13 protein-coding genes and 1 pseudogene are annotated in these 14070 nt (G+C 73.3%); 12 read left to right on the top strand and 2 right to left on the bottom strand.

Features of this window, described 5'->3' with window-relative positions; all coding sequences use genetic code 11:
* Positions 1-467: 467 nt before the first annotated feature.
* The 3 genes from MXD57_RS00455 (at position 468) to MXD57_RS00445 (ending at position 3224) form a co-directional block, all read left to right on the top strand.
* Positions 468-1235: a HEAT repeat domain-containing protein gene (locus tag MXD57_RS00455; RefSeq protein WP_250399206.1), complete on the top strand. Its 768-nt coding sequence runs from the start codon at positions 468-470 to the stop codon at positions 1233-1235.
* Positions 1229-2254, top strand: a complete 1026-nt coding sequence (locus tag MXD57_RS00450) for a MerR family transcriptional regulator (protein WP_250399205.1) — start codon at positions 1229-1231, stop codon at positions 2252-2254. The genes MXD57_RS00455 and MXD57_RS00450 overlap by 7 nt, the downstream gene beginning before the upstream one ends.
* Positions 2255-2381: 127 nt before the next feature.
* Positions 2382-3224: an RNA polymerase sigma factor SigF gene (locus tag MXD57_RS00445; protein WP_250399204.1), complete on the top strand. Its 843-nt coding sequence runs from the start codon at positions 2382-2384 to the stop codon at positions 3222-3224.
* A 256-nt stretch (positions 3225-3480) separates the two neighbouring features.
* On the opposite strand, the gene MXD57_RS00440 is transcribed toward MXD57_RS00445, so the two are convergent.
* A complete protein-coding gene (locus MXD57_RS00440) occupies positions 3481-3915 on the bottom strand; it encodes a MarR family winged helix-turn-helix transcriptional regulator (RefSeq protein ID WP_250399203.1) in 435 nt (144 codons plus the stop codon).
* 167 nt (positions 3916-4082) lie between these two features.
* Here MXD57_RS00440 and MXD57_RS00435 point away from each other — a divergent pair, with 167 nt between their 5' ends.
* The 7 genes and pseudogenes from MXD57_RS00435 to MXD57_RS00405 all read left to right on the top strand — a co-directional run bounded on the left by MXD57_RS00435 (position 4083) and on the right by MXD57_RS00405 (position 10907).
* Positions 4083-5261, top strand: coding sequence for a PP2C family protein-serine/threonine phosphatase (locus MXD57_RS00435; RefSeq protein WP_250399202.1), 1179 nt, complete (start codon positions 4083-4085; stop codon positions 5259-5261).
* 152 nt (positions 5262-5413) lie between these two features.
* Positions 5414-6325 (top strand): STAS domain-containing protein, encoded by a 912-nt coding sequence (locus tag MXD57_RS00430; RefSeq protein ID WP_250399330.1) that lies wholly within the window; start codon positions 5414-5416, stop codon positions 6323-6325.
* Positions 6322-6741 carry an STAS domain-containing protein gene (locus MXD57_RS00425; protein ID WP_250399201.1) on the top strand — a complete coding sequence of 140 codons (420 nt, stop codon included), beginning with the start codon at positions 6322-6324 and terminating at the stop codon, positions 6739-6741. Before MXD57_RS00430 ends, MXD57_RS00425 begins: the two co-directional genes overlap by 4 nt.
* Positions 6738-7187 carry an ATP-binding protein gene (locus tag MXD57_RS00420; RefSeq protein ID WP_250399200.1) on the top strand — a complete coding sequence of 150 codons (450 nt, stop codon included), beginning with the start codon at positions 6738-6740 and terminating at the stop codon, positions 7185-7187. The genes MXD57_RS00425 and MXD57_RS00420 overlap by 4 nt, the downstream gene beginning before the upstream one ends.
* Positions 7184-8230, top strand: a complete 1047-nt coding sequence (locus MXD57_RS00415) for a SpoIIE family protein phosphatase (protein WP_250399199.1) — start codon at positions 7184-7186, stop codon at positions 8228-8230. The genes MXD57_RS00420 and MXD57_RS00415 overlap by 4 nt, the downstream gene beginning before the upstream one ends.
* A pseudogene (locus tag MXD57_RS00410) lies at positions 8209-9639 on the top strand (PP2C family protein-serine/threonine phosphatase); the annotation flags it as partial. The gene MXD57_RS00415 and the pseudogene MXD57_RS00410, both read left to right, overlap by 22 nt.
* 68 nt (positions 9640-9707) lie before the next feature.
* Positions 9708-10907 carry a PP2C family protein-serine/threonine phosphatase gene (locus tag MXD57_RS00405; protein WP_250399197.1) on the top strand — a complete coding sequence of 400 codons (1200 nt, stop codon included), beginning with the start codon at positions 9708-9710 and terminating at the stop codon, positions 10905-10907.
* Between the two features lie 212 nt (positions 10908-11119).
* Here the strand turns inward: MXD57_RS00405 and MXD57_RS00400 are convergent, their stop codons facing one another.
* The gene (locus tag MXD57_RS00400; protein WP_250399329.1) at positions 11120-11602 is read right to left on the bottom strand and encodes a MarR family winged helix-turn-helix transcriptional regulator; all 483 of its coding nucleotides are present in this window, start codon (positions 11600-11602) and stop codon (positions 11120-11122) included.
* Between the two features lie 766 nt (positions 11603-12368).
* On the opposite strand from MXD57_RS00400, the gene MXD57_RS00395 reads away from it, so the two are divergent.
* Positions 12369-13241 (top strand): aspartyl/asparaginyl beta-hydroxylase domain-containing protein, encoded by an 873-nt coding sequence (locus MXD57_RS00395; RefSeq protein ID WP_250399196.1) that lies wholly within the window; start codon positions 12369-12371, stop codon positions 13239-13241.
* 54 nt (positions 13242-13295) lie between these two features.
* Entirely contained in the window at positions 13296-13946 is a 651-nt protein-coding gene (locus MXD57_RS00390; RefSeq protein ID WP_250399195.1) for a 4'-phosphopantetheinyl transferase family protein, read from the top strand.
* The last annotated feature ends 124 nt before the right edge of the window (positions 13947-14070 follow it).

Raw genomic sequence — 14070 nt, 5'->3', positions numbered from 1 at the left:
ACCGTCACCGAAGGCGTCGGCCCGTGCCGGAGCCGGAGCCGGAGCCGGTGCCGGAGCGGGCCGGCCGAGGTCGTCCGGGCCGGCGACCGTGTGCTGTCGGAGGCCGACGAGGAGCACCGGCACGGCGGCGCGCCGAACCGGCCGGTGGTCCACCCGGCCGTCGACGAGGGCGACGCCGACCGCGACGTCGTCCACCGGCTGACCCTGTCACCGACGAGGAGTACGCCGCCGCCCCGGCCACCGGCTGACGCGGCCCGGGCGGCACACCGTCGGCCCCGGGACGACGCCGGCACACCGGTGGCCGCCCCGGACGGCTCCGGGGCGCCGCGACCCGCACGCGTCACCGGCCGCGCGGACCACCGGTCATGGCTGTCACGGGGTTGACCCTGACATCGTGACAAGGTGTCCCCTGGGGGCAGGAGGTGGTCCCGATCGACCCGACGGAACGAACCCGGTGGCGGGCACGCGTGGCCGGTGCGCTGAGCGCCGAGGACCCGTCGGCCCGGCTGCGGGCGGCCCTGGCGGCCGGTACGAACCCCGACCCCGGCATCCTGGAGACGCTCGTCGAACGGTGCGCGGTCGAGCCGGACCTCTTCGTGCGGGACATGCTGTCCTGGGCGATGACCCGGCTCCCGCCCGAGATCACCCTGCCCCGCACGCGCCGGGAGCTCGGCTCCGGGCGCACCCGGGCCCGCAGCCAGGCGCTGCACACGCTGTCCAAGATCGGCGACCGGAGGGCGTGGGCCTGGATCACCCGCGACATGCTGTGCGACACCGACGACGAGGTCGCGCGGACCGCTTGGCGCGTCGCGGTGGCCCTCGTGCCCGAGGACGAGGGGGAGGGCCTGGCCGTCGTGCTGGCGACGCAGCTCGGCCGCGGTGACCGCGAGGTGCGGCTGAGCCTGAGCCGCGCCCTGGCCGACCTCGGAGAGGTGACCGCGCCCGTCCTGGCGAAGGCCGCGGCCCACCCCGATCCGGCGGTGGCCACCCATGCCCGCGCCACCGAACTGCTCCGGCGGAATCCGGAGAGCGGTTTCGACGCGGCCGTCGAGGAGGCGGCACGAGTCGTCGCGCTCGGCCCGGCACGAGCGGCGGCGGTCGCGGCCGGGGAAGGCGCGGAGCCGGCGACGAGCACGGAGAACGCGGAGAACGCGGAGACCGCGGAGACCGTGGAGACCGTGGAGATGACGGAGACCGTGGAGATGACGGAGACCGTGGAGACCACGGGATGCTGATCGGGGAGGTCGCACGTCGTTCGGGGGTGAGCACTCGGATGCTCCGGCACTACGACGCCCTGGGGCTGGTCCGGCCGACCGGCCGCACCGTCGGCGGCTACCGCGAGTACTCCGCCGAGGACGTCCGCAGGATCTTCCACGTGGAGAGCCTGCGGTCCCTCGGCCTCTCGCTCAAGCAGATCGGACGCGCTCTGGAGGATCCCGCGTTCACGCCGTCCGCCCTGGTCGGTGACCTCATCCGGTGGACGGAAGACCGCCTGGAGCGGGACCGGGAACTGCTCGAACGGCTCCGTGCAGTCGACGCCTCGGCGCCCGCCCGGTGGCAGGACGTGCTGCGCATCGTCGCACTCATGCAGGGACTGGACTCGGCCAGCGCCGCACGCCGGCAACAGGCCGTCCTGGGCCCGCGGGAGAGCGCCCCCGTCCCCGCCGAACTGCTGGCCCGGGCGTTCCTGGCCGAATCCGACCCCAACGTGGCGGGCGCGCTGCGCTGGGCGCTCGCCCGGTCGGGCGGCGACTGCGTGGCGGCGCTGGCCACCGGCGCGCGCTCGGACGACCCCGGCATCCGGCGGCGCGCGGTGTCGGCGATCGCCGAGACGCCCGGGGCACCGGGCGCGGAGACCCTGCTCGTGGACGCGCTCGGGGACCCGGACGCGACGGTGCGCCGGCACGCCGCCCTGGCCCTGGGCGGGCGGGGCGCGGCCGCGGCCGTGCCGGTGCTCGTCGGCATGGTGGTCGAGGGCGCGCACGACGTCGACGCCGCGGAGACCCTGGGCGCACTGTCCCGGGACCCCGGGTGCGGGGACCGGATCCTGACCGCGCTGGTCGACGAACTCGCGGCGCCCACGGCGGACTCCGCGACGCGGATACGCCTGACCCAGGCGCTCGTCGAACTGCCGGGGACCCCCGCGCGTGAGGTCCTGCGCCGGCTGGCCGGCGACGACGACCACGCCGTCGCCCTGATCGCGTCGGCGCTCGTCGCCGGTCCCGATCAGCGGTGCCCCGGGGCGCGGGGGTGACGGACCCGAAAGGGCCGGGCGCGAGTGCGGAAAGTTCGAGGAATGCCCGCCGAAGGCCGGGGTACCCGGGTGCATGCCGGACGACGCACCGGCGCAGACAGGCATGAGGAACAGGGAGGGGCGCAGGATGGTGACGACGGCCGTACGGACCGCTGAGCAGACGGTGGACGTTCCGGAGATCGCGGACCCTTCCAGGATCGCACCGAAGGACGCGCGTGAGCTGTCGAAGCGGTTCTTCGACCGGCTCACGGTGCTGGAGGAGGGTACGCCCGAGTACCAGTACGCGCGCAACACGCTGATAGAGATGAACATGTCCCTCGTCCGCTACGCGGCCGGCCGGTTCCGCAGCCGGGGCGCGGAGGAGATGGAGGACATCGTCCAGGTCGGCATGATCGGCCTGATCAAGGCCATCGACCGGTTCGAGCTGTCCCGCGAGGTCGAGTTCACCTCGTTCGCCGTCCCGTACATCGTGGGTGAGATCAAGCGGTTCTTCCGCGACACCTCCTGGGCCGTGCACGTCCCGCGCCGGCTGCAGGAGGCCCGGGTCCAGCTCGCCCGCGCCAACGAGGAACTGCGCAGCCGCCTGGGCCGGACGCCGACCACCAAGGAGCTGTCCCAGCTCATGAGCCTGCCGGAGCGCGAGGTCGTCGAGGCGCAGCTCGCCTCGAACGGCTACACCTCGGCGTCCCTGGACGCGACGATCGGCGGCAGCGAGGACGGCGAGGCCGCGCTCGCGGACTTCATCGGCAACGAGGACGCCGCTCTCGGCCTGATCGAGGACTTCCACTCCCTCGCCCCGCTCATCGCCGAGCTCGACGAGCGCGACCGCAAGATCATCCACTGGCGCTTCGTCGAGGAGCTCACCCAGGCCCAGATCGGCGAGCGGCTCGGCGTCTCCCAGATGCACGTCTCCCGGCTGATCTCCCGTCTCCTGGGCCGGCTGCGCGAGGGCATGCTCAGCACCGTCTGACGTCCGTGACCCGCCGGCCCGACGGCCGGCGGGTCACGTCGTCGCGCTCCGCCCGCTCGCTCTCCCCGCCCGTCACGGGCGGTCGCTCGCCACTGCCCAACAGTTGCCGTTTGACAACTATGGCCGTGAGGCAACAAAGTAGGCCAGTCGTAGCGCACGGGGAAGGATCCGCAATGTTCCGGTGGGCGGAGATAGCTCCGTGTGCCGGTCGCCCGAGCCCTGTCCTGCCGGAGCGACCGGTGGCCGGGTCCCGGGGTCAGGCCGTCCGGTCGTCCGCGCGCGGGGCGACGTCGTGTATCTGCGCCGCAGCCGTGGCGCAGAACGCCTCCAGTCCTTCCAGGAGGGCGGTCCGCTTGGTGGCGGGCATCTGCTCCAGCACCGCCCGCAACTCCTTCTCCCGGCGCGCACGCAGATCGTCGAGGAAGGCGCGGCCGCGGCTGCTGAGATGCAGCCGTACCTCGCGCCGGTCGGCGGGGCTGATCGCGCGCTCGACGAAGCCGGCGGCCACCAGCCGGTCGCAGAGCCGGCTGGTGGACGGTGGCGTGGAGGCGAGAGAATCGGCGAGTGTGCGCAGATTGATGCCGTCCTGGTGCTCGAGCATCAGCAGGACGCGCATCTGGGACGGGGAGGCCGGCGCGGTCGACGCCCGGCCCCACAGGACTTCCAGCAACTCCACGGCCGTCAAGGTCACGTGCGCAACCTCGACAGGCTCTGGGCGGGGGCGGAAGACAGTCACCGTCACACTCTCGCAGGCACCTGGGACGGTTGTCAGCGTACTAGGTGCCCGTGGTGGCAACAGATGGTTCGGACGGCCGGCGTGGCCCGGCCCGGGCGGAACTCGTGTGTGTCCGCCGAAAGATGGGTGTGCTTAGGATCGTGAACAGATTTGTGACCGCTGAGCGCGCCCTGCGCACGGCGGCCCCGGACGAGTTGCTCGACGCGGTGCGCCGGGTACTGGCCGAGGAGTACGCGGCGGGTCCCGTCGAGCTGCTCCTGGCCGACTACGGTCTCACCGTGCTGCAACCGGTCTCGGAGCTGCCGCACACCGCGGAGCCCGTGTCGATCCACAGCAGTACGGCCGGCCGTGCCTTCGGCGCCCAGGAGCCGTTCGTGGCGAGGGCCGAGGACGGCTCCGCGCACGTCCACCTCCCGGTCACCGTGCGCGGGGACCGGCTGGGCGTGCTGACGGTCGTCCTGCCGGACGGCGACGCCGTGCCCGAGGTGCTGGGGGAGCTGGCGGACATCGCCGAGGTGCTCGGGCACGAGGTGGTCGTGGCGGAACGCGACACGGACGTGTACCTGCGGGCGAGGCGCAAGGACCGGCTGACGCTGGCCGCCGAGATGCAGTGGCAGCTCCTGCCCGGCCGCTCCTGCTCCCGGCCCGAGTTCGAACTCGGCGCGCAGCTCGAGCCCGCCTACGCGATCTTCGGCGACAACTTCGACTGGTCCGCAACGGCGGAGCGCCTCATGCTCTACGTCACCAACGGCATGGGGGAGGGCATAGAGGCCTCGCTGCTCACGAACCTCGCCATCAACGCCCTGCGCAACGCCCGGCGGGCCGGCATCGACCTGGCCGACCAGGCCGCGCTGGCCGACCAGGCGGTGTACGCCCACTACCGGGGGCGCAGCTATCTCTCCGTGCTGATGTTCGACTTCGAACTCGCCACGGGGCGGGCCAAGGTGGTGGACGCGGGGTCCCCGCGGCTGCTGCGGCTGCGGGACGGCGTGGTCGAGCACATCGGCTTCGAGGCGCAGCTCCCGCTGGGCATGTTCGAGGAGACCGACTACGTTCCCCAGGAGTTCCAGGTGGAGCCCGGGGACCGGCTGGTCTTCGTCAGCGACGGGGTCTACGAGGTCGCCTCACCCCTGGGGGAGGCCTACGGGGACGCCGCGCTGGCCCGGGCGGTCACGTCCACCCGCCTGCTGTCGGCCGCCGAGGTGCCGCGTGCGATCCTGAGGGAGCTGACCGGTCACCGCGGGCAGCCCGCCCCGGAGGACGACGCCCTGGTCGTCTGCCTGGACTGGCGCGGACGCTGACCGGCCGGAAGCGCGTGCCGCCAGGAGCGCGACCATGAATGTGGCGATGCTGTGTCGCTTCCGGGGCACGTGCGGTGGTAATGCTTGTCATGAGGCAATATTTGGCGGAGTTGTGCCGGTCCGGGCGCGACGGCCTGTTCCAATGGGAGATGATGCGAGTGTCGGAGCGGGCGGCGGCGGGGTCGGCGGCGCGGGAGCTGGGAGCGTTCCTGGAGCGCCGTCGCGAGCAGATCGCCCAGCGCTGGGCCGACACCCCGCTCTTCAGGACGGTCTTCACCGTCTCCCGCGACGAGGCCGTGGAGGCCTGCAAGGCCGTGGTGGACGCCCTGGCGGACGTGGCCGCGACCGGCAGGGCGGAGGACGTCGCGGCCCCCGGCTTCGACTCGGTGCGTGAGCAGCTCGGCCGCATGGCCGCCTCCCGGGCCCGCAGCGGACACAGCCCCGCCCAGATCGCGGACGAGGCCGCCGCCCTGCGGACGGCGGTCACCGAACTGCTGCGCGGCGACGTCCAGGGCCCGTCCGGTGGCGAGACCCGGTCCGGCGACGGGAAGCGGGATGTCCTGCTGGCGCTCACCGTCCTGATGGGCACCCTTCGTCTGGTGATCATGGAGACGACGATCAACGCGGGCGAGGAACTGATCGCGCGGCAGCGCCAGCAACTGCTCGAGGTGGCCACCCCCGTGATCAGCCTGTGGGACGGCATCGTCGCGGTGCCGCTGATCGGCACCCTGGACAGCGCCCGCAGCCAGGTGGTCATGGAGTCGCTGCTCCAGGCCATCGTCGAGCAGCGGGCCCGGTTCGCGATCCTCGACATCACCGGCGTGCCCACCGTCGACTCGCTCGTCGCGCAGCACCTGATGAAGACGGTCGCCGCGGCCCGCCTGATGGGAGCCGAGTGCGTCGTCTCCGGCATCCGTCCGGCCATCGCGCAGACCATCGTGCACCTCGGCATCGACCTGGGCTCGGTCGTCACCCGCAGCTCGCTGGCCGACGCCCTGGCCTACGCCCTCACCCGGCAGGGCATCGAGGTCTCCCACCGCGCGGCCGGTGTGAGCCCGCGATGACCTTCCCCGCCCCCCTCCCGGGCAACGAGGCCGCGGTGCCGGTCCTGGCGCTGGGGGACACCCTGCTGGTCTCCCTCCAGGGGGAGCTGCACGACGGCGTGGCCGAGCAGCTCCAGCAGGACATCGCCCACCGGGTGGCCCACAGCGAGGCGACCGGCGTGGTCATCGACGTCTCCGGCGTCGACATCGTCGACTCCTTCCTCGGCCGGGTCATCGCGGAGATCGCCGCCAACGCCCGCCTGCTGGCCGCTCGTACGGTCCTGTGCGGGATGGGGCCCGCGGTGGCGATCACCCTGGTCGAGCTGGGCCTGACCCTGCCCGGCGTGGCGACCGCCCTCGACGTCGACCGTGCCCTCGAGCTGCTCCGGCGGGACGCCTGCGCGCACGGGCCGGACGGATCCGCGGGGCGCACATGACGCCGGCCCCCGACCCCGCCACCGCGACGAGCCTGCCGATCGGCTCGGACGCGGACCTGGCATGGGTCCGCCACCAGGTGCGGCGGTTCGCGGCCGAACTCGGGTTCGGACTCGTGCAGCAGACCAAACTCGTCACCGCGGCCAGCGAACTGGCCCGGAACACCCTGATCCACGGCGGTGGCGGCGAGGCGCGGATCACCCCGGTGACCAACGCCTCGGCGCACGGACTGCGGCTGTCCTTCATCGACACCGGCCCCGGCATCCACGACGTCGAGCTGGCCACGACCGACGGCTACACCACCGGCGGCGGCCTCGGACTCGGCCTCAGCGGAGCCAGGCGGCTGGTGGACGAGTTCAGCATCGACACCACGCCCGGTGCGGGCACCGTCGTCACCCTCGTCGCCTGGGTCAGCGGCGGGTCCGCCGTCCGGCCGGGGTCCGGATGACGCGGGTCTGGACCGTCCCGGTGCACGACTCCACCCGCGTACGGGACGTCCGGGTGGCGACCGAGGAGGCGGGCTCCCACGCCCGCCTCGACGCCCACCGCACCGCGGTCGCGGCCCTGGTGGCCACCGAGCTGGCGACCAACCTGCTCAAGCACGCCGGCGGCGGCACCGTGCTGATCAACCTCGTCGACCGTGCGACGGCGGGCGCCCGCGGCCCGGCGGTGCAGCTCGCCGCCCTGGACCACGGCCCCGGCATCCCGGACGTCGCCGCCGCCCTGCGGGACGGCCACACCACCAGCGAGGCCTCGCTCGGCGCCGGCCTGGGCACCTGCCGGCGCATCGCCGACGTGTTCGACCTGTACAGCACCCGCCGGGGCACCGTCGCGGTGGCCCGGGTGCACCAGAACCCCGGGCCCCGGCAGTCCGGCGAGACCTGCGCCGCCGGCGGGATCAACATCCCGCTCGCCCGGGCCGAGCACTCCGGGGACGCCTGGAGCTGCGCCCGGTCGGGCTCCCGCACGACCCTGATGCTCGCCGACGGCCTCGGCCACGGGGCGAGGGCCGCCCACGCCTCCGACGTGGCGGTCGACGCCCTGCACGGCGCCGCGCACCTGCCGCCCGACGGGATCCTGCGGCACCTGCACCCCGCCCTGCGGCCCACCCGCGGGGCCGCGGTCGCCGTGGCCCAACTGGACACGGACACCGGGGAACTGGCGTTCGCCGGCGTCGGCAACATAGGCGCCCGGCTGTACACCGACGGCTCGTGGGAGCACCTCGTCTCCCACCCCGGCATCGTCGGCGCCCAGTTCCCGGCGACCGTGCCCGTGCACCGTCCGCCCTGGCGGCCGGGCAGCCTGCTGGTGCTGCACAGCGACGGACTGCCCAGCCGGTGGGTGCCGCCCGAGGACCGTTGCCTCCTCGGCCACGACCCGGCCGTGGTCGCGGCGACCGTCCTGCGGGACGCCAGCAGCGCCGCCAGCCCCGTACGCGACGACACCTGTGTGGCCGTCCTGGCCCGCGACCGCCCGGCCGGCCGGCCGTGACCGCCCCGGACGCCCACCCGGCGGACCCCGACCGCACCCCGCGCGCGGAGGCGGTCCTGGCGGCCGACGCCGAGACCGCGGCGATCCTGCGCCGGCTGGACGAGACGGAGCGGCAGCTCCGCCTGCACCGCGAGGAACTGCACCAGACCAACCAGGGCGTGCTGGCCCTGCACGCCGAACTCGACGCCGCCGCGCGCACCCAGCGGGAGCTGCTCGACGCCGAACGGGCCGCGCGCGGCGAGGCCGAGAAGGCACGGCGGCTGCTGACCTTCCTGGCCGACGCCAGCGCGGCCGTGACCGCCTCCCTCGACCAGGAGGACATCCTGCGCTGCCTCCCGGAGCTGCTCGTACCCGAGTACGCGAGCGGGGTCGACGTGTGGCTCTTCGACGAACCGGCGGGCCCGGACGGCGCCCGCTCCGCCGCGGCGGTCGCGGCCGCCCGGCACGACCGCCCCCAGCACGCCGGACCGCGCCCCGGCGCGCTCCCCGGCATCGACGACCTGCCGCCCTCGGCGCTGTCCCCGGACCGGCCGCTGCTGAGCATCCCGCTCACCGTGCGCCGCACCTCGGGCGTGCTCACCCTCACCGCGCCCGGCGACGGGTTCGACCCGGACACCAGCGTGATGCTGGTCGAGCTGGCCCGTCGCACCGCCATCGCCCTGGACAACGCCCGCCGCTACGAACAGCACCGGGACACCGCCGAAGCCCTGCAGCGCGCCCAGCTCACCGACCTGCCCCACGCCGAGGGGCTGCGACTGGCGGCCCGCTACCTCCCCGCCACCCGGGGACTCAACATAGGCGGCGACTGGTACGACGCCTTCCCGCACCCCGACGGCAGCCTGCTCACCGTCGTCGGCGACGTCACCGGACACGGGCTGCGCGCCGCCGTCATCATGGGCCAACTGCGCACCGCCCTGCGGGCCTACGCGCTCGAGGACGACAGCCCCGCCCGCATCCTCACCCGCCTGCACCGGATGCTGCGCCACCAGCAGCCCAACCTCTACGCCACCGCCGTGATCGCCCGGTTCCGGCCCGGCGATCCCCACGTCGTGTGGGCCGCCGCCGGACACCCCCCGGCCCTGGTCCGCGCGCCGGGTGGCGCCGTGCGCGTGCTGGACACCAGACCCGGCGTCATGCTGGGAGTGCCCCTGCCGTTCGCGTACGAGGACCACACGGCCCGACTGCCGCCCGGCTCGACACTCGTCCTGTACACCGACGGCCTGGTGGAGCGCCGGTCCCAGGGCATCGACCCGGGCATCGAACTGCTCGGCCGGACCCTGGCCGCCCTGGACGAGCCGGAGCTGGAGGACCTCGACGGGTGCGCGGAGTCGCTGCTCAAGCCCCTGGTGCACGACTGCGAACGCGACGACGACGTCTGTATCCTGCTGTGCCGCACCGCCCCGTCCTGACATCGGGAGGCCGCTCCCCGCTCGGGAGCGATAGCGTGGAGGTCTCAGGGGAAGAGGATGGAGACGCCGTGAATGCCGCCGAACCGGTCCCGTCCGCGGAAGCCCAGTTGCGCTCGGCACCGCCGCACGCCCTGGTGGCCACCGCCGACCGGCTGCTGGCCGAGCTCTTCGGTGCCCGGGACGTGACGCTCCTGCTCGCCGACTACGGCCTGACGGTCCTGCAGCCCGTGACCCACCTGCCGCTGACGGGCGAACCGGTCTCCGCCCACGACGGCCCCGCCGGCACCGCCTTCACCACCCAGAACCCGGTGGTGGAGGTCACCGCCGACCCGGCGTCCCAACGGGTCCACCTGCCCATCACCGTGCGCGGCGACCGGCTGGGCGTGCTCTCCGTCCGCGTGCCCGGCTCGGGAGCCGACCCGGGCACGGTACTGCGGCTCGGTGACTTCGCCACCGCCCTCGGCCACGAGGTCACCACGGCCGGCCGGGACACCGACCTGTACCTCCAGGCCCGCCGCACCCGCCGCCTCACCCTCGCCGCCGAGATGCAGTGGCAACTCCTGCCGGGCCGCGGGTGCGCCCGCGAGGAGTACGTCATCGGCGCCCACCTGGAGCCGGCCTACGCCATCGGCGGCGACAACTTCGACTGGTCCACCGGCGCCGACCACCTCACGCTCACCGTCACCGACGGCATGGGGGAGGGCATAGAGGCCTCCCTGCTCACGAACCTCGCCGTGAGCGCGCTGCGCAACGCCCGCCGCGCCGGCATCGGCCTCGCGGACCAGGCCTGCCTGGCCGACCAGGCGCTCTTCTCCCAGTACGGCGGCAAGGCGTACGCCTCCACCCTGCTGCTCCGCTTCGACCTGGACACCGGCACGGTGCGGGCCGTGGACGCCGGGTCGCCCCAGCTCTACCGGCTGCGCGGAGCGGCCGTCGAACGCGTGGAGCTGGAGGCCCAGCTACCGCTCGGGATGTTCGAGGAGACCCTGTACGAGGAGCAGACCTTCCACGTCGAGCCGGGCGACCGCCTGGTCGCCATCAGCACCGGTGTGCACGGCACCCGGTCGGCGTCCGGGGAGGTGTTCGGGGAGGGCGTGCTCCGCCAGATCCTGGGCGCGACCCGGCAGACGCAGCCCCACGAGGCGGCGCGGGCGGTGGTCGCCGGACTGATCGAGCACGTCGGCGGTGAGGGACTCCTCGCCGACGCCGCCGTCGTCTGCCTCGACTGGACGGGACGCCGGTCCGGGGCTGCGCGGTCCGGCCACTGAGCCACGGCTCGGGCCCGGCCACTGGAGCTACGGCTCCCGCGGTGGCCGGCAAGGGCTGTCCCGTAGTCCCCGGCGGGCGCACGACGACGGCTGCGGCACCTCGCCGCGTCGGCGGATCGCCCGGACACGCCCCGTACGAGGACGACCCTCCGCCTGGCGACGCACCGCATCCGACGCCGTGCGCCGACCCACCGGGGATCGCGCGACAGCCCTCAGGAGGTCTCGCTCCGCGCGCCGAGGAACGCCCGCATGCCGCGGACCAGGGCGGCCCGCTCGGCGGGCGCCATGGCCGCCAGCACGTCGGCCAGGGCCTGGGTGCGCCGGCGGGCCACGTCCGCCAGGACCCGGCGGCCCTGGACGGTGAGCCTGAGCTGCACCTCGCGGCGCCGGTGCGGGTGCAGCTCGCGCTCCAGCAGGCCGGCCGCCTCCAGCCGGTCGCAGAGCCGGCTGGCGGTGGGCAGCCCGATGTCGAGGCGCTCCGCGAGGCCGGTGAGATTGCACTCCGGCGCCCGCTCCAGCACCCGCAGGGCCCGCAACTGGTGGAGTGAGAGCCGCACGGCCGCCTCCTGGGCGGCGACGGACCAGAGGTTCGCGAGACGCTCCACGGCATCGGCGATCGCCTGCGCGTCGGCGCTCGGATCGTCACCCGAGCTCCTGGCGCGGTCGTCGTCGCCGCCGGGAAGAGTCACGAACAAATCACTTTCAGTCACATGCGGGTGGTGTGGGGCAACCCATACTGCATCGCTGTACCCGGGGAACAGGATCGCAACCGGTGTTTCGTACACGCTTCCCCACCCGGTACCGAAGTGATGCCGGCACCGGGTCCGGGCGGCGAGAGGCGCTCGTCGCGACGCCCGGACCCGGTGCCCGCATTCAGGTGCGGGCCGCCCGCGCCGGTCTTCCCGGGCGCCGCGCCACCGGGGGCGTGGTCCCGGCGGCCGCCGTCGCCGCTGCCGCGGGCGCGGGGGCGCCGGACCGCGGTGAAGGTCCGGCGCGTGATCCGCCCGGGGTGCGCGTGGCGGGATCACCCCCGTCCGGGGGCCGTTCGGGTCCGTTCGAGGCGTGGCGTGAATTCGACGGCCGACTTGTTTCCATGCCGTATAAGGGGCCGGCGGAGTCCTTTTTTGGATGGTCAAGGAACGGTTGACGGCTCAGAAGAGGCTGTTCTAAGCTCGAACTCAATTCGATCACGGTTCCGATCCTCTCCTGAGCGAGTCGACCGTGATAGCAGGGGCAACGGGGGATTTCGTGGGCGCGAGAGCGACGTAGAGCGAGGCGTGCCATCGCGCCGTTCACTCACTATTCAACTTCTGACACCTGGCGTTGGTTGCTGCCCGGGAAAGCCGCGGCATCCGCTGCTCTCCGCCCGTTCATCAAGAACAGATGAATGTTGAATTCACCTTGCCCGCAGCACGCTTGAGCCGGTCCGCACGGTTACCTTGCCACGACGGAGGACGACGCATGCGCTCCCACATACTCGGCCGCATCGAACTCGACCAGGAGCGGCTGAGAAAGGACCTCGACTACCTCGCCGCGGTCCCCACTGTGGAGGAGGAGTACGACGAGTTCAGCAACGGGTTCTGGAAGAACATCCCGTTGTACAACGCCAGCGGAGGCAGCGAGGACCAGCTCTACCGGGACCTGGAGGGCGCGCCCGCCCGGCCCACCCGGCACGCCGAGCGCGTCCCCTACCTCCACGAGATCATCACCACGGTCTACGACCAGGACCGGCTGCAGATGGCGCGCACCCGGAACCTGAAGAACGCCGTCGTGATCCCGCACCGGGACTTCGTCGAGCTCGACCGTCAGGTCGACCTGTACTTCCGCACCTTCATGGTCCTCGAGGACAGCCCGCTGGCCTTCCACTCGGACGACGACACCGTCATCCACATGCGGCCCGGCGAGATCTGGTTCCTGGACGCGGCGGCCGTCCACTCCGCCGTCAACTTCTCCGACATCAGCCGGCAGTCCCTCTGCGTCGACCTCGCCTTCAACGCCTCCTTCGACGAGAAGGAGGCCTTCGCCGACGCCTCCGTCTACGCTCCCGGCGAGACTCCCGAACTCCCGGACCGCAAGCCCTTCACCGGCGAACACGCGGAACGGATCCGGTCACTGGCCGGTGTCATCGAGCGGGAGAATTTCCGGGACGTCCTCTTCCTGCTCTCCAAGGTCCACTTCACCTACGACGTGCACCCCGGCGAGACCTACGACTGGCTCATCGCCATCTCCAAGAAGGCCGGCGACGACAAGATGGTCGAGAAGGCCGAACGGATCAGGGATTTCGCGATCGGCGCCCGCGATCTCGGAGAGAGGTTCTCGCTCACCGCCTGGTGACACAGGGGAGCCATTGTGCTGTGCAGGGGTGGGCGGAAATAACTGGGGGAGAAAGTGATCGAGGAGATACTTCCGCCGGAAGTGGCCTCCGCGGAAGCATTCGAGGACGACCGGGACGGCCGTCTCTTCAGTGAAGAGGAAGCAGCCGTGGCGGGGGCCGTTCCGGCCCGGCGCCGGGAATTCACCACGGTACGCCACTGCGCACGTGCCGCCCTCGGCGACCTCGGAATCCCGGCCTTCCCCCTGCCTCCCGGCGCACAGCGCGCACCACGCTGGCCGGCCGGAGTCGTGGGCAGCATGACGCACTGCGCCGGCTATCGCGCCGCGGCCGTCGCACGGACCAGCCGCGTGCACTCCGTGGGCATCGACGCCGAACGGGACGAGCCACTGCCCGAGGGCGTCCTGGAGATGATCGGGCTGCCCGAGGAGCGGGCCATGGTCGACCGGCTCGCCGCACGGCAACCGGCCACCTCCTGGGACCGGTTGCTGTTCAGCTGCAAGGAGGCCGTGTACAAGGTCTTCTTCCCACTCGCCCGGCGCATGATCGGGTTCGACGCGGTACGGGTGGACATCGGCGGCGGGGGCCGGTTCGGCGCACGCTTCCTGGTGCCTCCGCCGACGGCCGCCGGCCGGGCCGTCCACCGGGTGACCGGGCGGTGGCTGGGCCGTGACGGGCTGCTGCTGACCGCCGTGGCCCTGTGCTGAGCACACCGGCACGGACGCCGCGGGGGCCTGTCCGGCGGATCGGGCCGGCTCCCGGCGACGGTGCACCACCACGCCCCGTGCCGGCGGCCCGATCCGCCGGACAGGCCCGAGGGGACCGGGGCCC

The sequence above is a fragment of the Streptomyces cellostaticus genome (assembly GCF_023630175.1).
Taxonomy (GTDB): domain Bacteria; phylum Actinomycetota; class Actinomycetes; order Streptomycetales; family Streptomycetaceae; genus Streptomyces; species Streptomyces cellostaticus_A.
Note: the sequence above shows the minus strand (reverse complement) of the source record. Positions and strands in the feature narration are given on the sequence as shown.